This window comes from Mycobacterium sp. 1423905.2, assembly GCF_001673155.1.
Classification (GTDB): domain Bacteria; phylum Actinomycetota; class Actinomycetes; order Mycobacteriales; family Mycobacteriaceae; genus Mycobacterium.
Genome location: NZ_LZLE01000023.1, coordinates 1 through 25,070, shown reverse-complemented (window position 1 = coordinate 25,070; position 25,070 = coordinate 1). Strand labels below are relative to the sequence as shown.

General features: G+C 66.8%; 28 protein-coding genes, 1 tRNA gene and 1 pseudogene. 13 read left to right on the top strand and 17 right to left on the bottom strand.

Annotated features, from left to right (window positions below; genetic code table 11):
• Window positions 1–895: B12-binding domain-containing protein (locus A9W95_RS01455; RefSeq protein WP_067408875.1), on the top strand; the 895-nt coding region annotated here is incomplete at its 5' end.
• A complete protein-coding gene (locus A9W95_RS01450) occupies window positions 892–1,278 on the top strand; it encodes an STAS domain-containing protein (protein WP_067408874.1) in 387 nt (128 codons plus the stop codon). The genes A9W95_RS01455 and A9W95_RS01450, both read left to right, overlap by 4 nt.
• 5 nt (window positions 1,279–1,283) lie before the next feature.
• Here A9W95_RS01450 and A9W95_RS01445 read toward each other — a convergent pair whose 3' ends face one another.
• Window positions 1,284–1,703: a hypothetical protein gene (locus A9W95_RS01445; RefSeq protein WP_067408873.1), complete on the bottom strand. Its 420-nt coding sequence runs from the start codon at window positions 1,701–1,703 to the stop codon at window positions 1,284–1,286.
• A gap of 147 nt (window positions 1,704–1,850) precedes the next feature.
• Here A9W95_RS01445 and A9W95_RS01440 point away from each other — a divergent pair, with 147 nt between their 5' ends.
• Genes A9W95_RS01440 through A9W95_RS01430 form a run of 3 tightly spaced genes read left to right on the top strand, consistent with a single transcriptional unit; the run spans window position 1,851 to window position 4,344 of the window.
• Window positions 1,851–2,927, top strand: coding sequence for a dihydrodipicolinate reductase (locus A9W95_RS01440; protein ID WP_067408872.1), 1,077 nt, complete (start codon window positions 1,851–1,853; stop codon window positions 2,925–2,927).
• A 2-nt stretch (window positions 2,928–2,929) separates the two neighbouring features.
• Window positions 2,930–3,703, top strand: coding sequence for an SDR family NAD(P)-dependent oxidoreductase (locus tag A9W95_RS01435; RefSeq protein ID WP_067408871.1), 774 nt, complete (start codon window positions 2,930–2,932; stop codon window positions 3,701–3,703).
• Window positions 3,700–4,344, top strand: coding sequence for a TetR/AcrR family transcriptional regulator (locus A9W95_RS01430; protein ID WP_067408870.1), 645 nt, complete (start codon window positions 3,700–3,702; stop codon window positions 4,342–4,344). Before A9W95_RS01435 ends, A9W95_RS01430 begins: the two co-directional genes overlap by 4 nt.
• A 7-nt stretch (window positions 4,345–4,351) precedes the next feature.
• On the opposite strand, the gene A9W95_RS01425 is transcribed toward A9W95_RS01430, so the two are convergent.
• Window positions 4,352–5,041: a type 1 glutamine amidotransferase domain-containing protein gene (locus A9W95_RS01425; RefSeq protein ID WP_067408869.1), complete on the bottom strand. Its 690-nt coding sequence runs from the start codon at window positions 5,039–5,041 to the stop codon at window positions 4,352–4,354.
• Between the two features lie 142 nt (window positions 5,042–5,183).
• Here A9W95_RS01425 and A9W95_RS01420 point away from each other — a divergent pair, with 142 nt between their 5' ends.
• Window positions 5,184–9,080 carry a Pls/PosA family non-ribosomal peptide synthetase gene (locus A9W95_RS01420; RefSeq protein ID WP_067408868.1) on the top strand — a complete coding sequence of 1,299 codons (3,897 nt, stop codon included), beginning with the start codon at window positions 5,184–5,186 and terminating at the stop codon, window positions 9,078–9,080.
• Between the two features lie 11 nt (window positions 9,081–9,091).
• The gene (locus tag A9W95_RS01415; protein WP_253851520.1) at window positions 9,092–10,390 is read left to right on the top strand and encodes a M1 family metallopeptidase; all 1,299 of its coding nucleotides are present in this window, start codon (window positions 9,092–9,094) and stop codon (window positions 10,388–10,390) included.
• Window positions 10,391–10,394: 4 nt separating this feature from the next.
• On the opposite strand, the gene A9W95_RS26645 is transcribed toward A9W95_RS01415, so the two are convergent.
• Both A9W95_RS26645 and A9W95_RS01410 read right to left on the bottom strand, forming a co-directional pair.
• A complete protein-coding gene (locus A9W95_RS26645; RefSeq protein WP_156745948.1) occupies window positions 10,395–10,649 on the bottom strand; it encodes a hypothetical protein in 255 nt (84 codons plus the stop codon).
• A gap of 86 nt (window positions 10,650–10,735) precedes the next feature.
• A complete protein-coding gene (locus A9W95_RS01410; RefSeq protein ID WP_067408867.1) occupies window positions 10,736–11,134 on the bottom strand; it encodes a DUF2237 family protein in 399 nt (132 codons plus the stop codon).
• A 134-nt stretch (window positions 11,135–11,268) separates the two neighbouring features.
• On the opposite strand from A9W95_RS01410, the gene A9W95_RS01405 reads away from it, so the two are divergent.
• Entirely contained in the window at window positions 11,269–11,661 is a 393-nt protein-coding gene (locus A9W95_RS01405) for a hypothetical protein (RefSeq protein ID WP_067408866.1), read from the top strand.
• Between the two features lie 5 nt (window positions 11,662–11,666).
• Here the strand turns inward: A9W95_RS01405 and A9W95_RS01400 are convergent, their stop codons facing one another.
• Genes A9W95_RS01400 through A9W95_RS01380 form a run of 5 tightly spaced genes read right to left on the bottom strand, consistent with a single transcriptional unit; the run spans window position 11,667 to window position 16,412 of the window.
• Window positions 11,667–12,632, bottom strand: a complete 966-nt coding sequence (locus A9W95_RS01400; RefSeq protein WP_067408865.1) for an LLM class flavin-dependent oxidoreductase — start codon at window positions 12,630–12,632, stop codon at window positions 11,667–11,669.
• A gap of 8 nt (window positions 12,633–12,640) precedes the next feature.
• Window positions 12,641–13,126, bottom strand: a complete 486-nt coding sequence (locus tag A9W95_RS01395; protein ID WP_067408864.1) for a VOC family protein — start codon at window positions 13,124–13,126, stop codon at window positions 12,641–12,643.
• Between the two features lie 13 nt (window positions 13,127–13,139).
• Window positions 13,140–13,889: an SDR family NAD(P)-dependent oxidoreductase gene (locus A9W95_RS01390; RefSeq protein WP_067408863.1), complete on the bottom strand. Its 750-nt coding sequence runs from the start codon at window positions 13,887–13,889 to the stop codon at window positions 13,140–13,142.
• Window positions 13,886–15,124: an MBL fold metallo-hydrolase gene (locus A9W95_RS01385; protein WP_067408862.1), complete on the bottom strand. Its 1,239-nt coding sequence runs from the start codon at window positions 15,122–15,124 to the stop codon at window positions 13,886–13,888. The genes A9W95_RS01390 and A9W95_RS01385 overlap by 4 nt, the downstream gene beginning before the upstream one ends.
• A gap of 13 nt (window positions 15,125–15,137) precedes the next feature.
• Window positions 15,138–16,412, bottom strand: a complete 1,275-nt coding sequence (locus tag A9W95_RS01380) for a sulfotransferase (RefSeq protein ID WP_067408861.1) — start codon at window positions 16,410–16,412, stop codon at window positions 15,138–15,140.
• Window positions 16,413–16,572: 160 nt separating this feature from the next.
• On the opposite strand from A9W95_RS01380, the gene A9W95_RS01375 reads away from it, so the two are divergent.
• The 4 genes from A9W95_RS01375 (at window position 16,573) to A9W95_RS27095 (ending at window position 18,935) form a co-directional block, all read left to right on the top strand.
• Window positions 16,573–16,977, top strand: coding sequence for a YbjQ family protein (locus A9W95_RS01375; protein WP_067408860.1), 405 nt, complete (start codon window positions 16,573–16,575; stop codon window positions 16,975–16,977).
• The gene (locus A9W95_RS01370) at window positions 16,974–17,333 is read left to right on the top strand and encodes a hypothetical protein (RefSeq protein ID WP_067408859.1); all 360 of its coding nucleotides are present in this window, start codon (window positions 16,974–16,976) and stop codon (window positions 17,331–17,333) included. Before A9W95_RS01375 ends, A9W95_RS01370 begins: the two co-directional genes overlap by 4 nt.
• Window positions 17,334–17,432: 99 nt before the next feature.
• Complete coding sequence (locus A9W95_RS01365; RefSeq protein WP_067408858.1) at window positions 17,433–18,572, top strand: cellulase family glycosylhydrolase; 1,140 nt, start codon at window positions 17,433–17,435, stop codon at window positions 18,570–18,572.
• Window positions 18,573–18,683: 111 nt separating this feature from the next.
• Window positions 18,684–18,935 carry a hypothetical protein gene (locus A9W95_RS27095; RefSeq protein ID WP_067408857.1) on the top strand — a complete coding sequence of 84 codons (252 nt, stop codon included), beginning with the start codon at window positions 18,684–18,686 and terminating at the stop codon, window positions 18,933–18,935.
• A gap of 43 nt (window positions 18,936–18,978) precedes the next feature.
• On the opposite strand, the gene A9W95_RS01355 is transcribed toward A9W95_RS27095, so the two are convergent.
• The 3 genes from A9W95_RS01355 to A9W95_RS01345 form a co-directional block, all read right to left on the bottom strand.
• Window positions 18,979–19,068 (bottom strand) — tRNA-Ser (locus A9W95_RS01355).
• Between the two features lie 29 nt (window positions 19,069–19,097).
• Complete coding sequence (locus A9W95_RS01350) at window positions 19,098–19,556, bottom strand: nucleoside deaminase (protein WP_067408856.1); 459 nt, start codon at window positions 19,554–19,556, stop codon at window positions 19,098–19,100.
• A 51-nt stretch (window positions 19,557–19,607) separates the two neighbouring features.
• Entirely contained in the window at window positions 19,608–20,129 is a 522-nt protein-coding gene (locus tag A9W95_RS01345; RefSeq protein ID WP_067408855.1) for a tRNA adenosine deaminase-associated protein, read from the bottom strand.
• Window positions 20,130–20,235: 106 nt separating this feature from the next.
• Between A9W95_RS01345 and A9W95_RS01340 the strand changes: the two genes are divergently transcribed.
• Window positions 20,236–21,195, top strand: coding sequence for a prephenate dehydrogenase (locus tag A9W95_RS01340; protein WP_067408854.1), 960 nt, complete (start codon window positions 20,236–20,238; stop codon window positions 21,193–21,195).
• Here the strand turns inward: A9W95_RS01340 and A9W95_RS01335 are convergent.
• From A9W95_RS01335 to A9W95_RS01315, 5 genes and pseudogenes are all read right to left on the bottom strand, one after another.
• Window positions 21,158–21,757: a putative glycolipid-binding domain-containing protein gene (locus A9W95_RS01335; protein WP_067408853.1), complete on the bottom strand. Its 600-nt coding sequence runs from the start codon at window positions 21,755–21,757 to the stop codon at window positions 21,158–21,160. The two genes, A9W95_RS01340 and A9W95_RS01335, sit on opposite strands and share 38 nt — an antisense overlap.
• Window positions 21,758–21,761: 4 nt before the next feature.
• Window positions 21,762–22,479, bottom strand: a pseudogene (locus A9W95_RS01330) (ABC transporter permease).
• On the bottom strand, window positions 22,476–23,159 hold the full coding sequence (locus A9W95_RS01325; RefSeq protein ID WP_067408877.1) for an ABC transporter permease: 684 nt from the start codon (window positions 23,157–23,159) through the stop codon (window positions 22,476–22,478). The pseudogene A9W95_RS01330 and the gene A9W95_RS01325 overlap by 4 nt, the downstream one beginning before the upstream one ends.
• A 4-nt stretch (window positions 23,160–23,163) precedes the next feature.
• The gene (locus tag A9W95_RS01320; RefSeq protein ID WP_067408851.1) at window positions 23,164–24,258 is read right to left on the bottom strand and encodes an ABC transporter ATP-binding protein; all 1,095 of its coding nucleotides are present in this window, start codon (window positions 24,256–24,258) and stop codon (window positions 23,164–23,166) included.
• Window positions 24,255–25,070, bottom strand: an 816-nt coding sequence (locus tag A9W95_RS01315) for an ABC transporter substrate-binding protein (RefSeq protein WP_067408876.1), incomplete at its 5' end; no start/stop codon positions are given. The genes A9W95_RS01320 and A9W95_RS01315, both read right to left, overlap by 4 nt.

Below are 25,070 nucleotides of genomic sequence, written 5' to 3'. Positions count from 1 at the left end.
CAACCGCATCACCGTCGCTCAGGAACACGCCGCCACCGCGATCAACGATCGGGTGATCGCCGCGCTCGCCCACCACCCCTCCAGTCGGACCCCCGTTCACACCGGTCGAGTGACGGTGGCTTGCGTGGACGGTGAGTGGCACGCGCTGCCCGCCCGGCTGCTCGCCGAAGTGCTGCACCTGCGCGGCTGGCGGGTCGACTTCCTGGGCGCACAGGTCCCGACTCCACACCTGGTCGCCCACTTACATCACCACGCGCCCGACGTCGTCGCCCTGTCCTGTTCCATCCCCACCCGCCTGCCCACCGCGCACGCCGCAATCACCGCCTGCCAAGCCGCCGGGGTGCCGGTGCTGGCCGGTGGCGCCGCCTTCGGCCGCGATGGCCGCCATGCCCGCCAGTTGGGCGCCGACGCCTGGGCACCGGACGCACGCGCCGCCGGTGCGCGACTGGCGCAGGAGTTTCCGCGCATGCACCTCGGTGCCAGCCGCCAACCCATTGACGACCTGCCCCACCTGGCCGACCAGGAATACAGCCTGGTCAGCCGGAGCGCCCCGGGACTGGTCCAGTCGACAGTCAGCGAATTGGCGGACCGCATTCCGGCGATGCGCGCCTATACCGACCAACAGCGTCAGCACACCATCGAGGACATCGCCCACATCGTCGACTTCCTCGGCACCGGTCTGTACACCGACGACGACGACCTGTTCACCGGCTTCATCGTGTGGACCGCCGAGATCCTGACCGCCCGTGGCGTGCCGGCCGGAAGCCTGCTTCCCGCGCTGGACCTGCTGGCTATGCAGCTCAAGGACTTTCCCCGCAGTCAGCGCCTGCTGCGGGCAGCCAAAGATGCCCTATCGGCCACCTTCGGCCCGGACCGCACCGGAGTGACCCAGTGAGTCTCAGCCTGACCATCACCACCGCTGGCGGATCGGCCTGCCTGCGCGTGGCCGGTGAACTCGACTACCAGAACACCACCGAGCTGGTGACGGCGGTCTCCCAGCTGATCACCCAACAGCCCGCCCCGACCCAGATCCACCTCGACTTCTCCGAGCTGGTGTTCTGTGACTCCGCCGGCCTGTCCGGCCTGCTGCTCGTGCACCGCCAGACCGATCAGGCGGGCATCGAGTTGCACCTCGACCAGCGACCTCTGGTCCTGGACCGGCTGCTGCACACCACCGGCACCTACGAACACCTCGTCACCTCGGTCGGTCGCGAAACGGCGACGGCAGATCCGCAGGGCCGCAACGACACTCGGCCCGGCGAAACAAGGGTGCGCTGAGCGCGTCAGCCGACCGGCGTAATGCCCGCGGTCGAGATGGTGAAGCCGCGACCCGAGGTAACCGTGCAGGTGACCCCGCTGGTCTCCGACTGGCAAGTGAACGGACCTATTCCGGCAGTTTGGCCGTAGCCGAGGGTCGGGGTGCCTTGGCCGGCATTGCCCAGACAACCCACTCCGGTACACGGCTTGATCGCCCCGTCGGCGGTCATTTGCACCGACTGGGGCGGAGAGTCGGTCTGGCAATACGCCCCGTCGGTGATGCCGCTGCCCCGTCGATAGTCGACCTCGCAGCTCAGGTTGCCCGACGGCGCTAGGAAGGCGCACGTCGTCGAGGTGCAGACGGGGTTGTCGGCGGCGGCCTGCGGCACCGCGATACATCCGCCGATGACCGCGATTCCCAAAGCGGTGGTGACTGTGCGAAACAAGGCGCCTCCCCGACATCGATGCGACGAGCGGAAAGTATCAGACCGATGCGGGCCGCGCTGGTGGATTAGGGTGACCTGTCGTTGACAGTCTCTGTCAGACAGTCATACGGTGCCAACTGGCCCGTCACTTCGCCCCGGAGGTCTTCGATGAGCAGCCCAGCTAATCTTCGTGTCATCCAATGGGCGACCGGGGGTGTCGGTAAAGCCGCCATCGAATGCGTGGTCAATCACCCGCAACTCGAGCTGGCCGGTTGCTGGGTGCACAGCGCGGATAAGGATGGGCTCGACGTCGGCGAAATCATCGGCATCGGCCGGCTCGGCGTCACGGCCACTACGAACGTCGACCAGCTCTTGGCGCTGGATGCCGACTGCGTCATGTACAGCCCGTTGATACCCAATGACAAAGAGGTGCAGGCGATCCTGCGGTCCGGCAAGAATGTGGTCACCCCGGTGGGCTGGGTGTATCCCGACCTGACCAACGCCCGCAACAAGGCCATCCACGACGCCGCCGTCGAAGGCGGGGTGACGCTGCACGGTTCGGGTATTCATCCCGGCGGTATCACCGAACGCTTCCCGCTCATGGTGTCGTCACTGTCCTCGGCCGTCACCCATATCCGGGCCGAAGAGTTCTCCGATATCCGCACCTACAACGCGCCGGACGTGGTGCGCCACATCATGGGCTTCGGCGGATCGCCGCAGGAGGCCATGCAAGGGCCGATGGCCGGCCTGCTGGAAGCCGGATTCAAGATGTCGGTGCGAATGATTGCTGACTACATGGGCTTTCGCATCGACCCCGACATCAGGACGACGCAGGACATCGCCGTCGCGACGTCCGACATCGATTACGACCCGTTCCCGATCACGGCCGGAACAGTGGCCGCCCGCCGATTCCGTTGGCAAGCGCTCGTCGACGGCGAACCGGTCATCACCGCGGCGGTCAACTGGTTGATGGGCGAGGAGAACCTCGACCCGGGTTGGAACTTCGGCGGCATCGGAGAACGCTTCGAGGTGGAGATCACCGGTGACCCCACGGTGAGCCTCACGTTCAAAGGCCTGCAGCCACCCTCCGTCGCCGAAGGACTGATACGAAATCCGGGGGTCGTCGCCACGGCGAACCACTGCATAAACGCCATTCCCGACGTGTGCGCAGCCGAGCCAGGCATCAAGACCTATCTCGACCTGCCGCTGATCGCGGGCCGCCCCGCCCCGAAACTTGCTCAGTGACAGTGACTTATTCCCATGCCGATTCGATGCGCGGGCAGGTCGCGATCGTCACCGGCGCCGCGCAGGGCGTAGGCAAGGGGATCTGCGCCGCCTTGGTGGAACGCGGCGCGGCGGTCCTGCTGACCGACATCCAGGACGAGGCCTTGGCTGCGGCGGCTGAGGAACTCGGTGCACTGGGCCGGGTCGAGACGGTGGTGGCGGACCTGCGGGACCCGCACAGCGCGCCGCGCATTGTCCGCGCTGCGGTGCAGGCCTTCGGTGCCGTACACGGCTTGGTCAACAACGCCATCGCCACCAACGAGCCGAAGCGGTTCGTCGACGTCAGCCTCGAGGACTTCGCCCTCGGACACGAAGTTGGCCCGCGCGCAAGTTTTTTGCTGATGCAGGCCGTGCACCCGGTGATGGTGGCTGCCGGTGGCGGGTCGATCGTCAACCTCGGCTCGGGGACGGGAACCGGCGGCGAGCCCAAGTGGGGCGGGTATGCCGCCGCCAAAGAGGCCATCCGCGGCTTGTCCAAAGTCGCCGCGCTGGAATGGGGACGTGACAACATTCGTGTCAACGTGATCTGCCCGTTCGCCGAATCCGACGGCGTGAAATTCTGGAAACAGTTCGCACCCGACGACTACGCGAAGGCGGTGCGGCGGGTACCGATGAAACGCATCGGGGATGTTCGCACCGACGTCGGGGCGCTGGTGGCATTTCTGCTGAGCAGCGACGCGACTTTCATCACCGGACAGACCATCCACGTCGACGGCGGAATCGGCTGCTTCCGATGACAGCGGAGTCACTGCGTGATCGGCAACGCGCGCAGGTCCTGACCGACATCAGGCGCGCGGCCTTCCGCCTGTTCGTCCAGCGCGGCTACGACGCGGTGACGACTGAGGAAATCGCCACTGCCGCCGGGATTTCCCCACGCACTCTGTTTCGGTATGTGCCCACCAAGGAAGATCTGCTGCTCGGCCCGGTGCGCCATGGCGGGACGGCGATCGTCAATCTCCTCGACGCCCGGCCTGCCAACGAATCACCCGACCACGCGTTGATCAACGCGATCGTCGCCCGAACCCGCTCGTTCGACGAATCCGACTGTACGCAATGGCGTTCCGCACTGTTGGTCGCACCGCATCTGCTCGACACGGTGAGCATCCACACGCAAGCCGAGAAAGATCGTGCAATCAAGTTGGTCGCCGCGCGGATGGGCACCGACCCCACCACCGATATGCGTCCCGGCCTGCTGGTCCACTTGTGTTTCGCAGCAGCAGATTTCGCGTTTCAGCAGTGGGTGCGCCAAAAGAATGCCGGGCGCCCGTTGGACCAGTACGTGACCGAAGCCTTGGATACGGTGAAGAACCGGTACTGGGTAGCGGCACCGGTCGACCGGCGCCGACGTCTGTCTGGGTCGCGCGCCCGCCACAGCTGACCAGTCGCTAGAGCGCTTTGAGCAACTCCTGCGCCAGCGGTCCGGCCGAGGCCGGGTTCTGCCCGGTGTAGAGATTGCGATCGACGACGGTGAACGGCTGCCAGACTTCACCGCGCACGAAGTCGACCCCCAACTTGACCAGTTCGTCCTCGGCGGTCCATTTCGCTTTCTCGCGCAGTCCGACGCCGTCCTCTTCGTCGTTGGTGAACGCGCTGACCCGATAACCCGCGAACGGGGAGACACCGTTGCGCCGAGTGGCCAGCATGGCTACCGGGGCATGACAGACGATCGCCAACGGTTTGCCGGAGGCGAGTGCCGCGCTGAGCAGTCGACCCGAATCGGCGTCCTGCCACAGGTCTTCCATCGGGCCGTGGCCACCGGGGTAATAGACGGCGTCGTAGTCGTCCAGGCGGGCATTCGCCAATTGGATTGGCCGGCGCAGTTCGTCGGCCGATCGCAGCGTTTCCTCGAGCTCCAGCGCGGCCTCTTCACCGCCGGCCATGGCCGGGCGCAAGCTCATCACGTCGACGTAGGGCACCACACCGCCGGGTGTCGCGACCACAATGTCATGGCCGGCGTCGGTGAATGCGCGATAGGGAGCGGCGAATTCCTCCGCCCAATAACCAGTGGGGTGTCTGGTGCCGTCGTTGAGCGTCCAGAAACTCGTCCCGCTAACCACGAAGAGAACCTTGGCCATCGGCGGTCACTCCCTTCGATCGCGAGAAGCCTACGTCCGGGGCGCGCACCACAGCAACGCGAGCCTCGCCGAGATGGCCGGCACGGTCGTCATCGGTGCGTCGACCACCACCATGGCGGCAATCTCAGCGTAAAAATATTGGGTGCCCGAGATCCCCGCGCAGTACCTGCTGTCGGCTGCCGCACCGGACCCGCGCACGCTCATCGACATCATTTACGACACCGCCGCGCGCTACCCCGACGCCGCGGCGCTCGACGACGGCACGGTGCAACTGACCTACAGCGAATTGGTCGCCGACATGGAAGACAGCGTGGCCTGGTTGGCTGCGCGCGGCGTGGGCCGCGGCGACCGAATCGGGATCCGCATGCCCTCGGGCAGTTATTCGTTGTACGTGGCGATCCTGGCGGCACTGGCCGCAGGCGCGGCCTACGTTCCGGTGGACGCCGACGATCCCGACGAGCGCGCCGACCTGGTTTTCGGTGCCGCCAACGTGGTGGTGGTGATCACCGAAACGGGCCTTGTCCGCGGTCCCGGTTCGTCGCGCGGGTGGCGCGCCGGAGCACCGATGGTTCGCGACGACGCGTGGATCATCTTCACGTCGGGATCGACCGGCACCCCCAAGGGGGTGGCGGTCACGCACCGCAGCGCAGCGGCGTTCGTCGACGCCGAGGCGCGACTCTTTCTGCAGGACAGCCCGATCGGGCCCGGTGACCGAGTACTGGCCGGGTTGTCGGTGGCGTTCGACGCCTCGTGCGAGGAGATGTGGCTGGCGTGGCGGCACGGTGCATGCCTGGTTCCGGCGCCGCGGTCGCTGGTGCGCAGCGGCATGGACCTGGGCCCGTGGTTGGTCACCCGCGACGTGACCGTGGTCTCGACGGTTCCGTCGCTGGCCGCCCTGTGGCCGGCCGAGGCGCTGGAGGCGGTGCGGCTGCTGATCTTCGGTGGTGAGGCGTGCCCGGCCGAGCTCGCCGAGCGACTTGCGGTGGACGGACGGGAGGTGTGGAACACCTACGGCCCGACCGAGGCGACGGTAGTCGCCTGTGCCGCCCGACTGCACGGCACCGGACAGGTCAGCATCGGCCTGCCTCTGGCGGGTTGGGATCTCGCGGTCGTGGACGGCAGCGGCGAGCCGGTCGGTTACGGGGACATCGGTGAGCTGGTGATCGGCGGGGTAGGACTGGCCCGCTACCTCGACGCGGACAAAGACGCCGAAAAATACGCGGCGATGCCGACCCTAGGCTGGCGGCGGGCCTACCGCAGCGGCGATCTGGTCCGGCTCGAGCCGGACGGCCTCTTGTTCTGTGGCCGCAGCGACGACCAGGTGAAGGTCGGCGGCCGACGCATTGAATTGGGCGAGGTCGACTCCGCGTTGGTCAACCTGCCCAAGGTCAGCGGCGGCGCGTGCGCGGTTCGCCGCACCGCCTCCGGCACGCCGGTGCTGGTCGGCTACGTCGTCAGCGCCGATCCGTCTTTCGACATCGCCGAGGCGCGCACTCAACTCGCCGGGCACTTGCCCGCGGCTTTGATTCCGCGCCTGGTGCAGATCGCCCACCTTCCCACCCGCACCTCCGGCAAGGTCGACCGCGACGCGCTGCCCTGGCCGCCGCCGGGCGGCACCGCCACCGCGGAGACGCCCGACCTGACCGGTACTGCCCGCCGGGTGGCCGAACGGTGGCGCGATTTGCTCGGCGCCGCGGTCACCGGTCCGGAAGCCGACTTCTTCGAACTCGGCGGCGGCTCGTTGGCTGCTGCGCAACTGGTGGCCGGCTTGCGCGGGCAATATCCACAACTCACCGTCGCCGACCTGTACGACCATCCCCGGCTCGGTTCGTTGGCAGCGTTCCTCGACGAACTCGAGCCGCCCCCGCAGGTGCCGGCTCGCGACGTACGGCCCACCCCGTGGCAGGCGCAACTGACCCAGACGGTGCTGGCCCTGCCTCTGGCGACGCTGGCCGCACTGCCGTGGCTGACCTGGCTGACGCTGGGCAACAACGTCGTACATGCCCTGCGCGTGGTGCCCTGGACCGTGCCGGTGCCCTGGTGGGCGGTCGTTACGGCCTTCGTCCTGTTCGTCACACCGCTGGGCCGGATGGGCATCGCGGTGCTCGTCGCGCGGACCCTGCTGCGCACGGTGCAACCGGGCAGTTATCCCCGCGGCGGGTCGGTTCACCTGCGGGTGTGGTTCGCCGAACGGCTGGCTCAGGCCAGTGGTGCACACAACTTGGCCGGGGCGCCCTGGCTGGTCTACTACGCGCGTGCCCTGGGCGCCGACATCGGCAAGGGCGTCGACCTGCATTCGGTACCGCCGGTCACCGGGTTGCTCACCATCGGGCACCGCAGCGCGGTCGAACCCGAGGTCGAGTTGTGCGGGCACTGGATCGACGGGGACACCTTTCACCTCGGCGAGATCACCATCGGCAACGACGCGACCATCGGCAGTCGGACCACACTGCTGCCGGGGGCGGTCGTCGGAAAGAACGCCGACGTGGCACCGGGTTCGGGCGTGGTCGACAAGATCAAGAACGGCCAGTACTGGAAGGGCTCTCCGGCAGTGAAGTCCGGCAAGGCGCGCCACCCGTGGCCGGACGAGCGCCCGCCGAACAAAGCGCCCTGGGTGGCCGTATACGGACTCACCTCGCTGCTGCTCGCCGGACTGCCACTACTTGCCGCCGGCACCGGCGTCGCGGTAATCCTGGCGGCCGTGCGGGGCACCCGCACACTTACGCAGGCGGTGTCGCCGGCACTGCTGTGGACTCCGGTAGCAGCGCTGGCCGCGCTGACGGTTTATGCGCTGGTGACGGTGCTCGGTGTGCGGGTGCTCTCCCTCGGACTGTGCGAGGGGTATCACCCGGTGCACAGCAGGTCGGGTTGGCAGCTGTGGACGACCGAGCGGTTGATGGATGCCGCGCGACACTATCTGTTTCCGCTCTACGCCAGCCAGTTCACCCCGATCTGGCTGCGTATGCTCGGCGCCACCGTCGGCCGAGACACCGAAATCTCCACGGTGTTGCTCACCCCGAAATTCGCGGTAATCGAAGACGGCGCCTTCCTGGCCGACGACACCATGGTCGCGTCCTACGAGCTGGGCGGCGGGTGGATCTACGCGGCCACCACCACCGTGGGCAGGCGCGCCTTCCTCGGTAACTCCGGCATCACCCAACCAGGCCGCCGGGTCCCCGAGGAGGGATTGGTCGCCGTGCTGTCGGCCACTCCCCCGAAGGCCAAACGCGGGTCATCCTGGTTGGGCAGTCCACCCATGCGGCTGCGCAGGCGCCCGGCCGAAACCGAGGAGCAGGCCACCTACGCGCCCCCGACACGACTCAAAGTGGCGCGCGCCGCGGTCGAGATCTGTCGCGGCGTGCCGGTTGTGGTGTCGGCGCTGATCGGTGTGGCGGTGTTGGGTTCGCTGCAGGCACTGGTCATCACGCACGGCTTCGGCTGGGCCGCGATCTGCGGCGGGCTGGTCCTTCTGGCCGCCGGCGCCATCGCCGCAGCGATCACGATTGCAGCGAAATGGCTTTTGGTGCAACGCATTCGACCGAGCGAGTTTGCGCTGTGGTCGTCGTTCGTGTGGCGCAACGAGTTGGCCGACACGTTCGTGGAAACCGTTGCCGCGCCGTGGTTTGCCCGCGCGGCCAGCGGAACGGCCGTGTTGAATATGTGGCTACGCGGCCTGGGCGCGCGGATCGGTCGCCGCGCATGGTGCGAAACCTATTGGCTGCCTGAGGCGGACCTCGTCACGCTGGGCGCCGGCAGCACGGTCAACCGCGGTTGCGTGGTGCAGACCCATCTATTTCACGATCGGATCATGCGGATGGACAGCGTCGTCCTCGAAGCGGGCGCCACCCTCGGGCCACACTGCGTCGCGCTGCCCGCCTCCAGGCTAGGGGCGGGCGCGGCGGTCGGTCCGGCGTCGTTGGTGGTCCGCGGTGACGAAGTACCACCGTCGACGCGCTGGCAGGGCAACCCTATTCGACCGTGGGCGCCGCGCCGCCGCAAGAAATCAGGCGCTGCCGCCGCCGCGGATCACGCGGCGTGAAGGATGCCACGGTGAATGCGCCGGTGATCGATCCGTACTTGCCCAAGAACGGCAACTTCGGCTACCGCGTGTCGCGCTACGAGCTGGAGTTGGAGTACAAGGTCGGGGCAAACCGACTATCGGGGACGGCGACTATCACCGCCGCTACCGTCACCGAACTGCAGTCGTTCACCCTCGACCTCTCGCAAGCCCTCTCAGTCCGCAAGGTCACCGTCAACGGCAAGCCCGCCGCCCAGTTTTCGGCGCGCAGCGGGAAACTGCGCATCAAACTGGCTGCCAAGCTGGCCACCGGCGCGGCCATGTCGATCGTTATTCGCTACGGCGGTACGCCCAAACCGATCCGATCGCTGTGGGGCGCGGTCGGATTCGAGGAACTGACCGACGGCGCGCTCGTCGCGGGACAACCCAACGGCGCCGCCTCCTGGTTCCCCTGTGACGACCATCCCCGCGCCAAGGCCGCCTTTCGCCTGCAGATCAGCACCGAGAAGTCCTATCGCGTTATCGGCAACGGCAAGCTGGTATCGCGGCGGGCGGGGAGCGGTCAGACGGTATGGACATACGAACAACCCGAACCCACGTCCACCTACCTCATGACGGTGCAGATCGGCCGCTATGAGACGACGCGACTCGCCCGCGCCCCAGTGCCGATTGCCGCTGCCTTGCCCGAGCGGCTGCGCAGCAACTTCGATCACGACTTCGCCCGCCAACCACAGATGATGGAGCTGTTCGTCGATCTGTTTGGGCCATACCCGCTTTCGACTGGCTACACCGTCGTGGTCACCGACGACGCCTTGGAGATACCCGTTGAGGCACAAGGCATTTCCATCTTCGGCGCCAACCACTGCGACGGCACCGGAAACAGTGAGCGGCTGATCGCCCACGAGTTGGCACACCAGTGGTTCGGCAATTCGGTGACCGCGCGCCGCTGGCGTGATATCTGGCTACACGAGGGATTCGCCTGCTACGCGGAGTGGTTGTGGTCCGAACACAGCGACGGACCCAGCGCCGACGAGCTTGCCGACCGGTATCACCAACAGCTGCGTGACCAGCCGCAAGATCTGTTGCTGACCGATCCCGGACCCAAGGACATGTTCGACGACCGGGTGTACCAGCGCGGCGCGCTCACCCTGCACGCGCTGCGCCGGCTCGTCGGAGACGCGAATTTCTTTGCACTGCTGCAGGACTGGACGACGCGCTATCGACACGGCACCGCGGTCACCGAGGACTTCACTGCCTTGGCGGCCAATTACGCCGACGAGTCACTGCGGCCGTTGTGGCAGACCTGGCTCTACTCGACCGAGTTGCCCTGATGGGCTATCCGCCGCCGGCGCCCCCACCGCCTCCGGCGCCACCACCGGCGCCACCGCCGCCGCCTGGGTCACCAGTGCCGCCTTGATCCGGTGCGATCACCACACCCGAGGAGGGTGACGCAGGAGCCGACGGGCTGGGCACCGGTGGTGCCGGAGTGGGGTCCGCGACCGACCGCTGGGTACCTCCCAATAGCACCGCTAGCAGGAACACTATCGCCGCACCTAACAGTGCGAACGCCCGGCCAATGTCGCGTAACATCGAATCCTCCACCCTGGTAGGGGATTTCGTTCGTCCTTCGTTGTAGCGACCCATACCCCCGCCGGGGGGTTCACAAACCCACGAATTTATAAGTTGGCCAGGTCGTCGGGCACATCGACGGCGTGCTCTTGCAGCGTCTCGAGCGGCACCACCTTGAGCGTGCGCTGGTGCGTGGAGGCCAGCACGACGGGCGCCGCGCAACCGTCGCGGTGGGCGCGCAGCCAATTCACGGCGGTGACGCACCAGCGATCACCGGGCAGCAGACCGGGGAATCGGTACTCGGGCACGGGTGTGGACAGGTCATTGCCGATGGAGCGCTGATGCTCGAGAAACTCGGCGGTCACCACGGCGCAGATCGTGTGCCACCCGAGATCTTCGGGCCCAGTCGAGCAACACCCATCACGGTAGAACCCGGTAAGCGGCTCGGTGCCGCACGGTTCCAACGGGCCACCCAGCACATTGCGGTCAGGCTGGCGATCAGGCATCTGCCTAGTATCGCGCTTTCCGCTTCGAAACGGGGGTAAAGCAATCCCGGAGAATTAGGGCTGTCGCCCGGTGATCGCGGACTGGGCGACGGTTCCTTCTGTGCTAGCCACCCACCGCGGGGTAGGTTCAGCGCGTGATACTTACCGGTGCGTTCCTGGCCGATGCGGCCGCCGCGGTGGATAACAAGCTCAATGTGTCGGGCGGCGTGGTGTCCCGGTTCGGCCTGGGACCGGACCGGCTGGTGCGGTTCGTGCTGGTGGTGCTCACCCAGGCGGAGCCAGGCAACACCGATCGAAGCGTTCATCTCGAGATGCGGCCGCCGTCGGAGGACGAGCCGATACACCTCGACTTCGAGGTCCCAGAGGCGGCGGTGGCCGAGTACCCGGGATTCGCCTTCTTCGAATTGCAGCTGAGGTTGCCCGTCGACGGCCGGTGGGTGCTGGTGGTCACCGGCGGCGCCGGCGCGATATCACTACCGGTGCAGGTCACCGAGATGGCGCCGCCGCCCCCCTCGTTCGGTTTGTAGGTCGGCTACGCCAATGCCGGCAGCACGGTGTCGGTGAGCAACTGCACCGACTTCCACGCCTCCTCGACCGGCATGCCGCCGACCAACGGGTGCAGGACCAGTGGGCCGTACTGATCGGCATCGCGCACTTCGGTGATCAGCTCGTCGGGGGTCAGGAACCGGTAGCGCCCCGACTCCCTGACCTCATCAAGGGTCTGCACGCCCGGCAGATGCATCAACGAACGGCCCTCGGCCGACCAACCACCGTAGGTGACCGCCTCCCACAAGATGTGCTCACCGAGCTCCGCCCAGGCCCGATCCGGGTCTTCGTGCAGGTAGATCATTCCGCGGTTGACCGGTCCCGGCATCAAGATGAACGGCTTGACGCCGGCCTCGGCGCACAGCTGGCGATAGTAGGCGGCGATGTCAGGCAGGTGGTCGGCCAGGCTCAGCGGCAATCCGAAGCGCGCCGCCCGACGAGCGGTGGCGCGCACCCCGCCGCCGACATACAGAGGCGGATGCGGGCGCGTCCATGTCCCACTACACAGTTCGGGGTCCGCACCCGACCAGACCGACAACATCCGGGCGATCAGCGCGTCCATCAGCTCACCCCGCCTGGCGAAATCGACTCCCAGCGATTCGAATTCGATGGTGCGGTACCCCAACCCGACCGTGGTGTGCAGGCGACCGTGACTCATGTTGTCGACCAGGGCGATGTCCTCGGCCAACCGGACGGGATGCCATAACGGACCCAACGCACAGTCCACGCTGGCGATCAAATTGGTGGTGCGGGCCAAGAACATCGCCGCTGCCATGATGGGGTTGCAGCTCCACCCGTGTCCGGTGGCGTGGTGTTCGTCGACACTGACGGTGGTGATCCCCCGCGATTCGCCCCATTGCGCCATCTCCAGCGCGGCGCCGATCAGCTTGCTTTGGGTGCGCGAATCACCTTGCGGTGAGCCAAAATTGAAGCGGAGCACCGTCAGGATCATGGCGTTGGCTACCGATCGCGGGTCTGGGATTGCAGAAAAGCCGGGAAGTCTGGGAACAACGAGCGATCCACGATCTCGATGCGCGTGCCGAAATCATCGGTGTAATAGGCGAACAGTGCGGGTTCGGGATCGGCGAAGGCCGCGGTCAGTTCGAACGAGAAGCCGTTGCGCTCCAGTGCCCGTGCGGTGTCGAGGAGGTTGTCGGTGAAGTAGCCGAGGTGGTGAATGGCGCTGTCGGGCGATGTAGCCCAGGGCGTTTCGGGCACCTCCTGAATCAACTCGAGGTAGGGACTCTGCAGCGAGTAGACGAAGCTGGTGGTCAACTCGCGGGTTTGGGCCTGCCGATCCGTGCCGGTGCGAAACGGCAGCGTGTAGCTCTGCACGGTGGTCCACTGGTAACCGGCCAGCGCGCTCAAACGCGCCATCGCGGCGTCGATATCGGGCACGACGATGCCGGTGTGGTAGAGATCTTCTGGTCGGAGCACAGATGTCATCGCGGTGTCCCTTCTAGACGCAGTCCGAGGCGCCGTCGACGACGAAGACGGCACCGCTGGTGTAGCTGCTGTGCTCGGTGCACAGGAAGGCCACCGTGGGCGCGACTTCTCGCGGCGAGCCCATGCGTTGTAGCGGAATGTGCGCCAACTCGGCTTCGACGAGTTGGGGTGCGACGTGCATGGGCGCGGTCATCGGGGTGTCGATCGTCCCCGGCGCCACCGCATTCACCCGGATCCTCTTGCCGGCCCACTTGACGGCCAAGTTTCGGGTCAGGCAGACGATCCCGGCTTTCGCCGCGCCGTAGCCGGGCACCAGCGGCACCGCGCGCAGTGCCGACATCGACGCCATATTGACCACGCTGGCCCCACCGACGGCGGTCGAGGCCCGCAACGCTCGGTACAGTCCCACGGTCAATCGGTAAGGGCCCGTGAGGTTCAGCGCGACCGAAGCCTCGAAGCCGTCCGGCTTTGACTCGTCGAGCCCTCCGGGGAAGTTGGCGCCGGCGTTGTTGACCAGCACGTCGAGCCGAGTGAACCGCTGCGCCAGGGCATCTACCGAGTCGGGATCGGTGATGTGAAGTTGCTGGTAGTCCATGTCCGACAGGTCGGCCTCGTATTCGGTGGGCTGCGACTTGGTTCCGGTGATGGTGACCTGCGCCCCGGCGTCCCGGAACAGGGTAGCGATGGCGTGTCCAATGCCGCTGGTGCCGCCGGTGACCAGCGCTGCGGTGCCGGTGAAATCGAAGCCGACGCGCGCGGTCATGAATAGCTCGCGATTTGTCGCTTGAGCCAGGCGGATTCCCAGAAGTTCACGCTGCCGGCCAGCAAGTTTTCGTGGGCACGCCGGAGTAGTTCGCGTGCCCCCTGATGAGTTGTGGGGACCAGTTCGGCGAGATGGATGGCATGCACGGGCCGCCCCTCCCGCAGATGCGCCTGGGCCCGCTCGACCAGCGCGTCGGCGCCTGCGAGTTCGACGATGTCGGCGCTCACCGCGTCGAACCCGACGGGATAGAGTTCGGTGGTCGACTGATGGTGGAACCAGCCTGAGTAGTTCTCCCAGATGGCACGCACATTCCAGCTCACCTTTCCATATCCCTGTCCCACTTCGCATTCCGCGGGCAAGGAGATCTCGCGCATCAAGGTGCAGACGTCTTTGCCGGCGTTCATTCCGGCCACGGTCTGGTCATGAATGTATTGGATGGCGTCGCGTAGCCGGGTCAGCTCTACATGGATGCGGTCCGCGCCGGCGATCGGATTGAAGTGACCGGTGACCAAGAGATCGGGCTGCAGGTCGCGCACCCGCTCCACCGACGCGATTGCTGTCAGGGCATCGCGATATCGGTCCCCGCGGATGGTGACCAGGTTCGGTACGTGACCGAACAATGGACCGAACGTGTTGCCGCATAGACAGATTCGCTCGTTGGGTAGCCACACCACCAGGGAGTCGGTGGTCTCCCCGCCGGGAACGGAGATGAGTTCGAGCCGCCGGCCCCCGACCTCGAGGGTCAGGGTGTCCTCGAAGTCGACGTCTACGGCGGGAACACTTTGAGCGGGCAGACGTCTGGCGCCGAGGCGTCGTTGGATGGCTTGGATGCCGGACGCCAGTGTGTCTTGGAAGGCGAACGCGCTGCGGTTGGCCCGATACGGGATGAGCCGTTCGTTGTCGTCGCGCCACCGAGTCCAGTTCGACTGCGCCACAACGATCGTGTCCGGGTCGCGGACGCTGTCCAGGCCGCCGACGTGGTCGACGTGGCCTTGGGTGAAGATGATGTAGCGCACCGGCGAGTCGTCCACCGCGTCGAAGTTCGCGCGATGGACCGGGCCCTCGAAACCCATGCCGGTGTTGACGATGACCCGGCCGTCTTCGGTGGTCAGCAAGTAGGCGTTGGACAACCCCGGTGAGCACCAGATTCCCGGTGCGATTGGTTCGGCTTGCTCGGCGGAGGCGGGGCGCATGGCTTCGGCGCCGGGCCGGTTGCGGTAGACCGGTTCAGGCATCGCTGGGACTCCTTCACTCGGCACGGACGTCGAACCTGTCGAAATAGAAGCCGAACCGCTCGCGCAGTTTGTCGGGTGAGACGCCAAAGTGGCGCTTCAAGTCATAGCGGATGCGACCGTGCTTACCGCGCGGATTGCCGTTGAGGTACTTCTGGAAGCCGGCCCGGACCGCTGGTGTCAATTCGGCTCCGCCGCGGTGGTAAAGCTCGGTGAGAAGCGGCATTTCGTTGCCGTTGAGTTCGTGGAAGCTGATGTCGATGCTGCGTTCGGCGGGTACCAGCTCGCGGTCGCGCACGCATGCGCTGAGCAACCGGTGCACTCGGTCGCTCCAGTAGTCGACCAGCCAGTCAGGGTCGATGCTCGTGCGGCGGAGCCGATCTGAGTAGGCCATCATCGTGATTGCCGATTGGGTCACCGCAGCGGGGTCGCGGTGGGTGAAGGCCACCGTCGCGTCGGGAAAGGTGGCCATCAGTGCGCCCAGTTGCTCGCAGTGCTGCGGGCTTTTCAGCACCCAGGTCCGCGGCCCCCGCAGGAACGTCAACGCCTGAAGCACTTTCCGCAGGAAGACGTAGTGCCGTGTATGGTCCAGCCGCAGATAGTAGTCGCGCCAATCAGGTACGCGCGCATGCCATTCCAGCACGTAGCCGGCCAGGTCCAGGTCGAGCAGTTCGACCTCTTCTTCGATGGCCTCCGGGAACCGGTCGTGCATGGCCGCCACCAGGGGCGCGCTGACCATGAGCGCGTCGTGCTCGCGTTTGGTGCGCGTGTAGCGAGGATCCACCCCGAAGATGTCAGGTCCCTCGCCCGGCGCCGGTATCGGCTCCTGACTTTCCCAATACGGCAAGGCGCGCCGGCGCGGGTCGGCAGCGATGAGGTTCACCAGGTGTGTGGTGCCGGAACGCGGCATCCCGACCACGATGAAGGGTTTCTCGATCGGGATCGATTCGATCTCCGGATACCGCTTGATCAACTCGATCAACGACAACCGATTCCGCAGCAGACGAACCACTCGCTGGCGCAGCGTGGAGCGGATGAGCTGGGTGAGTCCGTGATCGGCTTCGATCGCGGCCACGTGTGTGGCCAGGCGCTCGGTGAAACCGTCGGCGTCGTCGAGGTCGTCGACGCCGGCCTGCTCGATCGCTTCGCCGAGCATCCGCTCGACGTCGAAGTCGATGTGTCTGGCCTCGGTGTACTCGAGGATCTGGCGCTGGACGTCGGTCAACCTGGGGCAGGTCAGATCATCGAGGTCGATCTCAGCGACGTCTACGTCACCGCCCGCACTGGCCACCGGATCCCCACTTCGACGTGTCGACCGAGATATAGAGACGTTAGCCGATGTCGCATCTGCCGCCGCACCCTCAGCGGTGCCGGCGATACGGCGGGGCTGCGTGAGCGCGTCGCGGTAGTCTGCAGCAGACCATTGCTCGTTCCGGCAGGAAGGCTCTGCGGTGCTCGTCGTCACGACCAATGACATTCCCGGTTGGGAGATCCAGCGCGTGTGCGGCGAAGTTTTCGGGCTGACCGTCCGATCGCGAAACGCCTTCGCTCAGTTCGGCGCTGGGTTCAAGTCGATGTTCGGCGGTGAGCTGCAGGGCATGACCAGAAACCTTGCCGAGAGCCGCAACGAGGCAATGGCACGGCTGATCAACGAAGCCCGCACCAAGGGCGGCAACGCGATCGTCGCTATGCGGTTCGACACCACCGAACTTGGCGACGTGTGGACGGAGATCTGCGCCTACGGCACCGCGGTGCAAGCCGTGCCCATGACCGACGCCGCCCGCTACACCGCATCGCAACTGGGTTACGGCGGCCCGGCTCAGGCACCACCCCAGCAACAGCCCCACGGAGGGTGATAGTCGGGGCCTTCCTGGCCGAATCGGCGTCTGCGGTGGACAACAAGCTCACCGTGTCGGGTGGCGTCTTATCGCGGTTTGCTCTCGGGCCAGACCGGTTCGCCCGGTTTCTGCTGGTGGTGCTGACCCAGACCGAGACGGGTACGTCCGACCGACGGGTGAGCGTCGTGATCCATTCGCCGTCCGGTGAGCAGGCCGAGGAGTTGGACTTCCAATTGCCCGAAGCCGCCGTCACCGCCGAGGTGGGGTTCGCCATCTTCGGCATCGAGGCCACGTTGCCGGTCGATGGCCGCTGGGTGCTGCTGGTCACCGGGGGCGCCGGAGTGATCTCGCTGCCCCTGATCGTGAGCGCCTGAGGCCGCCCTGAAAACTGTTGAGCTACGGCCAGATAACAATTCTTCACCGGCCCCGGTACGCCGGAGTGACTGGTCCGCGGAGAAAATTAGGGTCACTGCGTGGACCGTCGAACCGCGCTCAAGCTGCCGCTGGTGTTGGCGGCGGGTGCGACGCTGGCCCGAACCCCACGTGCGGCCGCCGAGGCCGGGCGGTGGCCGGCCGACCGCGCCAATACCTGGTATCAGGCTCAGGGCTGGCTGGTCGGCGCCAACTACGTCACCTCGACGGCGATCAACCAGTTGGAGATGTTTCAGGCGGGCACTTACGACGCCGCACGCATCGACAGGGAGATGAACTCGGCCCGGTTCTTCGGCTTGAACACGGTGCGAGTATTCCTGCACGACCAGTTGTGGGCCACCGACCGCGCGGGCTTCCAATCCCGGCTGGCGCAATTCGTCAGCATCACCGCGCGGCATGGGATCAAACCGCTGTTCGTGCTGTTCGACTCCTGCTGGGATCCGATTCCGCGGGCCGGGCGGCAACGAGCACCCCGGCCCGGGGTGCACAACTCCGGCTGGGTGCAAAGCCCGGGCGCCGAACGCCTGGACGACAAGCGCTACGCCGCCGTGCTGTACGACTACGTGACCGGGGTGTTGAGCCAGTTCCGCAATGACGACCGCGTGTTGGGGTGGGACCTGTGGAACGAGCCGGACAACCCGGCGAAGGTGTACCGACGGGTGGAACGCAACGACAAGCTGGAGCGGGTGGCTGACCTGCTGCCCCAGGTCTTCCGCTGGGCGCGAGCGGTCGATCCCGCGCAGCCGTTGACCAGCGGTGTCTGGCAGGGCAGCTGGGGAGATCCCAGCCAGCGCAGCGCCATCGCCGGCATTCAGCTCGACAACGCCGATGTGATCACCTTTCACTCTTACGCGAAGCCGGCCGAGTTCGAAGGCCGGATCGGCGAGTTGGCGCCGTTGGGTCGGCCGATCATCTGCACGGAGTATCTGGCGCGCTCGCAGGGCAGCACCGTGGAGGGGATCCTGCCGGTGGCCCGCCGGCACAACGTCGGCGCCTTCAACTGGGGCTTCGTCGCCGGGAAGACGCAGACGTACTTCCCGTGGGACTCGTGGGATCACCCGTACACCTCGGTGCCGAAGGCGTGGTTCAGCGACTTGGTCAACCCCGATGGTCGGCCGTTCAGCCAGAGCGAACTGCAGACGATTCGCGCGGTTGCCGGTGGGGGGCAGACTCGGGACTAGCGTCGGCGTTCGTCACCGAGATTGCCACTGGGGCTGTGGTTGACCGCTCGCGTACGACGGTGGCGGCAAATCTCGGCGCGGGCCGGGGTAACGGCCTACGCTGTCACGGCAATGTTGCTCACAATTTTGTTGACAGTTCTCAAGGTCGCGCTTCTGGCATTTGTGGTCGTTGGCGCGACCGCGATCGTCATTCGCGGCGTGAGGCGTTCGCGGGCAAACAGGTTCGATCCGCGCTGGCGGGAACATCGCGACCAGCCCGGCTACGAGGCATCGGCGTACGGTGTAATGCCCAGAACACCGCTACCCGAATGGGTGCATTGGGATGATGACGACGATCGCGGCGCTGGTGGCCGCGTCAGCTGACTGATCCGGTCACGCTGGCCAGCGATTCCTCGTTGGAAAATTTTGGCGGTGGCGGAGGGATTTGAACCCTCGGACGGTGTTAGCCGTCACACGCTTTCGAGGCGTGCTCCTTAGGCCGCTCGGACACGCCACCGTCGAGCAGCTTACCGAACCACCCGCCCCTCACCCCAATCGCTGGCGGCCGAAGAACTCTTCCACCGGCGCGGCGCACTCCGCGGCCAGCACACCGCCGCGCACCTCGGGCCGATGGTTGAGCCGACGGTCGCGCACCACGTCCCACAGCGATCCGACCGCGCCGGTCTTGGGCTCCCACGCGCCGAACACCAGCCGGGCCACCCGGGCCAAGACCAGCGCGCCCGCGCACATGGTGCACGGTTCGACGGTGACGGCCAGAGTGGCGCCCTCCAATCGCCACCCGTCGCCGAGCACACCGGCGGCCGCCCGCAACGCCAGGATCTCGGCGTGCGCGGTGGGGTCGCCGAGCAGCTCGCGGGCATTCACCGCGCGGGCCAGTTCGGTGCCGTCGGTGCCGACGACGACCGCACCGATCGGCACGTCACGCGGACCGGCCGTCGCGGCAACCGCCAAGGCCGCGCGGATCAGCTCCTCGTCAGTGCTCACCGACCCCCCTGATGCGGCGACCCGCTGCACCCGGCTCCGCCGGGCTTGCGATCACCGACCGAGGCGGTCGAGCACCGCCGACAACTCGTCAGCGAAGCCCATCTCCCGCGCAATACGGCCCAGCTGCTCGTCGGCATACAGATCTGTCTCGTCGAGGATAACGCTGAGCACCGCCTCGGGCAGGCCGATGTCCGACAGCAGGCCCAGGTCGCCTTCCTCGAAGGGGTCGGCGTCTTCCAGGTCTTCCGGGTCGATCTCGGCGTCGAGATTGTCCAGCACCTCGGCGGCGATGTCATAGTCCAGCGCCGCGGTCGCGTCGGAGAGCAACAGCCGTGTTCCCGCCGGGGCCGGCCGGATGATGACGAAGAACTCGTCGTCGACGTCCAGCAATCCGAAGACCGCTCCGGCGCTGCGCAGCTCCCGCAATTCCGTCTCGGCGGCGGCCAAACTGACCAGCGCCTTCGGGCCCATCGACGAACAGCGCCAGCGGCCCTCTTCGCGCACGACAGCAACCCCGAAGCCGTCCGGAATGTCCGCCGACGGGCCTGTTGCCGAAGCCCGTTGTGCTCCCATGGCCGCCTACGCTAGTCCGCACCACGCGCTGTGACCAGACGGGGAGCGTGCCGGCCTGCCACACCCGCTGGCCCCGTCGACCGCCGAATTGTGCCAACCTTGAATCGTGGCGACGACACCGGTCTGCGTGCTGGGCCTCGGGCTGATCGGCGGTTCAATCATGCGGGCCGCCAAGGCGGCCGGCCGGGAGGTTTTCGGCTACAACCGATCGGTCGAAGGTGCCCACGGCGCCCAGGCCGCGGGTTTCGACGCGAGCACCGAACTCGGGGAAACGCTGGCCCGCGCCGCCGACTCGCGCGCGTTGATCGTGCTGGCCGTACCCATGCCGGCATTGCCGAGCATGCTCGACCATATCCGCGAGACGGCGCCCGAGTGCCCGCTGACCGACGTCACCAGCGTCAAGGGCGCCGTGCTCGACGAGGTCACCAAAGCCGGCCTGCTGCAGCGCTTCGTTGGTGGTCACCCGATGACGGGCACCGCGCATTCGGGCTGGTCGGCCGGACATGGCGGGCTGTTCAACCGAGCGCCCTGGGTGATCAGCGTCGACGACCACGTCGACCCGCAGGTGTGGACGATGGTGATGGACCTGGCGCTGGACTGCGGTGCAGTGGTGGTTCCGGCCAAGTCCGACGAGCACGACGCGGCCGCGGCCGCCATCTCCCACCTGCCGCACCTGCTCGCCGAGGCACTGGCCCTCATCGCCGGCGAAGTCCCGCTCGCGTTCGCGCTGGCGGCCGGGTCCTTCCGGGACGCCACCCGGGTGGCCGGCACCGCCCCGGACTTGGTCCGGGCCATGTGCGAAGCCAACTCCGGCCAGCTCTTGCCGGCGGCCGACCGGGTCGTCGAACTGCTCAACCGCGCCCGCGACTCACTGGCCAGCACCCACTCGGTGGCGGAATTGGTCAACGCCGGCCACGCCGCCCGGAAACGCTACGACTGCTTCCCACGCTCGGACATCGTCACGGTGACCGTCGGGGCCGAGGACTGGCGCGAACAATTGGCGGCCGCAGGTCGAGCCGGCGGCGTGATCAGATCCGCTCTGCCAACCCTGGATAGTCCACGATGAAGCCATCGGCGTCGACGGTCACCACCGTATCGGCGACCGGCGAGCGCAGCTTGATGCCGTCCAGCCGGCCTTCACTGGTGTAGCTGACGGTGGCCGCGCTGACGGTCATCTCAGGCACATTGACATAGACGATCGGCAACGCCACCGACTCTGCGCGCTCGTGCAGTCCCAGGCGGCGAATCGGGAAGGCGTTGAAGAACGGGCTGAACACCACGTCGACGTCCAGCGCCCCGTTGTAGGCCGCGCGCCGTTCACCCTGATGATCGGTGATCAGCCACATGTTCTCTTCGTCACGTGCGATCGCCAGCTGGCGTTCCCGCTCTGCCAGCGTCACCGTCAACCCGAACCGCTTTGTGGCCCCCGTCTCATCGGTCTGCAATTCGTAAAAGGCACCGAACGCCGGGCTGGTTTCCGTGGCCGCCGAGACGATACGCCCGTTAGCCCGGATTCGCTTGCCGGACAGATGAACTCGCACCGACTCCATGCGCGAGCAGTCTTGCGCGCGCCACGTCAACATCGCTGGGTAGGTGCCGGGTGTCGGATCAGAAGGGGCTGCGTTCACACTCCTACCGTAAGACGTGTTGCTCAACCGCGACGACTTTGTCCCCAACTGCCCGGCAGGCGCAGCCGGCCGGTGCCCGGGACTGCTGCCCACACCGCCGCGGCGAGCGCGCCGTCGAGGATCAGCGCCAACGCCGCTACCAGCAGCGCCCCGACCAAAGCGATGTGAAATTGGCGCTCCTTGATGCCGTCGATGAGATAGCGGCCCAACCCGCCGAGGCTGGCGTAGGCGGCGACGGTGGCGGTGGCAACCACCTGAAGCGTCGCCGTGCGCAGCCCGCCGAGCATCAACGGAAGGGCATTGGGCAGCTCGACGCGCAGCAGCACCTGGGCCTCGGTCATGCCCATCGCGCGCGCCGCGTCGACGACCAGCGGGTCGACGGCCGCAATGCCTGCGTAGGTGCCGGCCAGCAGCGACGGGATTCCCAGCAGCATCAGCGCGGCAATCGGCGGCCCGAGACCCAGGCCGAACACCAAAACTCCCAGCAGCAGCACCCCCAGCGTCGGCAGCGCCCGCAGTCCATTCACCGCCCCTACCACTACGAGTTGCCCGCGCCCGGTATGTCCGATGAGTAGCCCGACGGGGACGGCGATCAGCGCCGAAGCCGCCACCGCCAGCGCTGTGTATGCCACGTGTTCACCGACGCGGATGGCGAGCCCGTCGGGGCCGGCCCAGTTGTTCGCGGTGGTCAGGTAGGACACCGCCTGCCCGATGAAGTTCATCGCGCGCCGCCCACGATCGGAGCCCGGACCAACCGGCGCCGGCGGACCTTGGCGCGCTGCCACGGCGTGGCCAACCAGCCGGCCAGATTGAGCAGCATGTCGATGACGACCGCGAGCAGGAATATCGTGATGATGCCGGCCAGGATTTGGTCTGTCTTGTTCGTCTGGTAACCGGCGGTGAACCAGGTCCCCAAACCGCCGATGCCGATCACCGCACCGACCGAAACCATGGCGATATTGGTCACCACCACCACTCGCAATCCGGCCACCAGCACCGGAACGGCCAGCGGCAGCTCCACTTTCACCATCCGGCCCAGCGGCGTGTACCCCACCGCGGTGGCCGCGTCGCGCACCGCGGCCGGCACCGCGTCCAACGCCTCGAGCACCGCGCGCACCAGCAAGGCGGTGGTGTAGGCGGTCAGGGCCACGATGACGTTGGTCTCGTCGAGGATGCGGGTCTTGATGATCAGCGGCAACACGACGAACAGGGCCAGCGACGGAATGGTGAACACCACACTGGCGGTCGCGGTCGTCAACCGGCGCAGGGCCGTCCTGCGCTGTACGAACACTCCCAGCGGCACCGAGATCACCAGTCCGAGCAGCACCGGGACGAGCGAGAGCCGCAGATGGATGACGGTCAGCGTCCAGGCGGCACCCAGATGCGTCAGCAGGTAGTGCATCGCCTCAGTCCCGCCGCCGAGCATCCGCAGCGGCCAGCACGTCGCCGGCCCGCACGCCACCGACCACCCGCCTCGCCGCGTCAACCGCCACCCCGATCGATGAGGGTGACGAGAGCGCGGCGTCCAACGCCTGGCTGAGATTGCCGTTCGGATGAAACAGGGATCCGACCGCGCTCATGGCGTCCGCCAGTGGAGCACCCGCGCGGTGTCGGCGCAGGCCGTCGGCGTCGATCCAGCCCAGCGGTGTGCCGGCGTCGTCGACGAGCAGCGCCCACCCTTCGGCGAGTTGCGCGCGCGCAGCTTCCTTGGCCGGGAGTCGCTGGATCTCGTGCAGCGGCAGGCCGGTCGCGTCCAGCAGCTGCAGCCAGCGGTAGCCCCGGCCGAGCCCGATGAACTTGGCGACGAAGTGGTTGGCCGGGTGTGACAGTAGCCGCGCGGGCGGATCGTACTGCTGCAGCACCCCGCCGGGGCCGAACACGGCCACCCGATCGGCGAGCCGGACCGCTTCGTCGATGTCGTGGGTGACGAACACGATGGTCTTGTGCAGATCGCTTTGCAATCTCAAGATTTCGGTCTGCAGTTCGTGCCGGACGACGGGGTCGACGGCCGAAAAGGCTTCGTCGAGCAAAAGGATGGGCGGGTCGGCCGCCAACGCGCGTGCCACTCCCACGCGTTGTTGTTCGCCGCCGGAAAGCTGCGCGGGGTAACGGGTCGCCAGCTTGGCGTCCAGCCCGACACGTTCGAGAACCTGGTAGGCCGCGGTGCGCGCGGCGCGGCGGGACTGGCCCTTGAGCACCGGCACCGTGGCGACATTGTCGATGACGCGTTGATGCGGCAGCAGCCCGGCGCTTTGGATCACGTAACCGATGCCGCGGCGCAGGGTGACCGGGTCGACGGTCGACACGTCGGCCCCGTCGACGGTGATGGTGCCCGAAGTCGGGTCGACCATCCGGTTGATCATCCGCAGCGCGGTGGTTTTGCCGCAACCGGAGGGGCCGACGAATACGGTGAGCTCTCCGGCAGGTATGTCGATGCTCAGCTGGTTGACGGCGGTGGAGCCTCCGGGGAAGACCTTGCTGACGTCGTCGAAGGTGATCATGAGACGCTTCGGTCGAAGCCGTTGTCGTGCACCCACCTTCGCGCCGCCTGGTCGGGATCGAGCCCCGAGTTACCAGAGACGGCGGCATTGAGTTCCGCTAATCCGGCGGTGGTCAACTTCGCCGAGACCGCATCCAGCACGGTCTTGAGCCGATCCGACTTCTTCTGCGAATTCACCAGCGGCACAATGTTTCCGGCCAAAAAGTTGTGCAACGGATCCTCCAGCACCACCAAGTGGTGCTCGGCGATGGACGGAGAGGTGCTGAAAACGTTTGCAGCCGTGACAGTTCCATCCACCAGTGCCCGCACAGTGACCGCGCCGCCACCGTCGTTGACGATCTTGAAATTGCCCGCAGCGATGTCCAAGCCGTATTTCTGTCGCAGCCCGGCCAAGCCGGCGGGTCGACTCTGGAAAGCCGACGGGGCGGCGAACTTGACGTCTGCGGAATGCGCCGCCAGGTCGGCGATGGTCTTGAGTTTCCACGCGGCGGCAGTGGCGCCGGTGACGGTGACGGTGTCGGTGTCCGACGCGGGAGACGGCGTCAGAATCGACAAGTCACCGGGCAGACTTTTGTAGAGCTGCAATTCGACCGCTTCGAGCACCGTTTCCTTGAAGTCGGGGTCGAAGTAGAGCAGCAGGTTGCCGATGTACTCGGGAACCAAGTCGATGGAATGGTCCTTGAGCGCCGGAATGTAGGCCTCGCGGCTGCCGATACCCATCCGTCGCCCCACGTCGAAACCGCTTGCCTGGAAGCACCGTGTGCTCGGCCAGCAGATCACCGAGTGTGGACATGCAACTACGCGGGCCCGGGG

What these genes read in the sequence shown, in the direction of transcription:
- A9W95_RS01320 (WP_067408851.1), bottom strand. Translation starts at nt 24,258, where the DNA reads ATGATCACCTTCGACGACGTCAGCAAGGTCTTCCCCGGAGGCTCCACC.
- A9W95_RS01395 (WP_067408864.1), bottom strand. Translation starts at nt 13,126, where the DNA reads ATGACATCTGTGCTCCGACCAGAAGATCTCTACCACACCGGCATCGTC.
- A9W95_RS01390 (WP_067408863.1), bottom strand. Translation starts at nt 13,889, where the DNA reads ATGACCGCGCGCGTCGGCTTCGATTTCACCGGCACCGCAGCGCTGGTC.
- A9W95_RS01400 (WP_067408865.1), bottom strand. Translation starts at nt 12,632, where the DNA reads ATGATCCTGACGGTGCTCCGCTTCAATTTTGGCTCACCGCAAGGTGAT.
- A9W95_RS01385 (WP_067408862.1), bottom strand. Translation starts at nt 15,124, where the DNA reads ATGCCTGAACCGGTCTACCGCAACCGGCCCGGCGCCGAAGCCATGCGC.
- A9W95_RS27095 (WP_067408857.1), top strand. Translation starts at nt 18,684, where the DNA reads ATGTTGCTCACAATTTTGTTGACAGTTCTCAAGGTCGCGCTTCTGGCA.
- A9W95_RS01425 (WP_067408869.1), bottom strand. Translation starts at nt 5,041, where the DNA reads ATGGCCAAGGTTCTCTTCGTGGTTAGCGGGACGAGTTTCTGGACGCTC.
- A9W95_RS01410 (WP_067408867.1), bottom strand. Translation starts at nt 11,134, where the DNA reads ATGCCTGATCGCCAGCCTGACCGCAATGTGCTGGGTGGCCCGTTGGAA.
- A9W95_RS01345 (WP_067408855.1), bottom strand. Translation starts at nt 20,129, where the DNA reads ATGGGAGCACAACGGGCTTCGGCAACAGGCCCGTCGGCGGACATTCCG.
- A9W95_RS01440 (WP_067408872.1), top strand. Translation starts at nt 1,851, where the DNA reads ATGAGCAGCCCAGCTAATCTTCGTGTCATCCAATGGGCGACCGGGGGT.
- A9W95_RS01430 (WP_067408870.1), top strand. Translation starts at nt 3,700, where the DNA reads ATGACAGCGGAGTCACTGCGTGATCGGCAACGCGCGCAGGTCCTGACC.
- A9W95_RS01325 (WP_067408877.1), bottom strand. Translation starts at nt 23,159, where the DNA reads ATGCACTACCTGCTGACGCATCTGGGTGCCGCCTGGACGCTGACCGTC.
- A9W95_RS26645 (WP_156745948.1), bottom strand. Translation starts at nt 10,649, where the DNA reads ATGTTACGCGACATTGGCCGGGCGTTCGCACTGTTAGGTGCGGCGATA.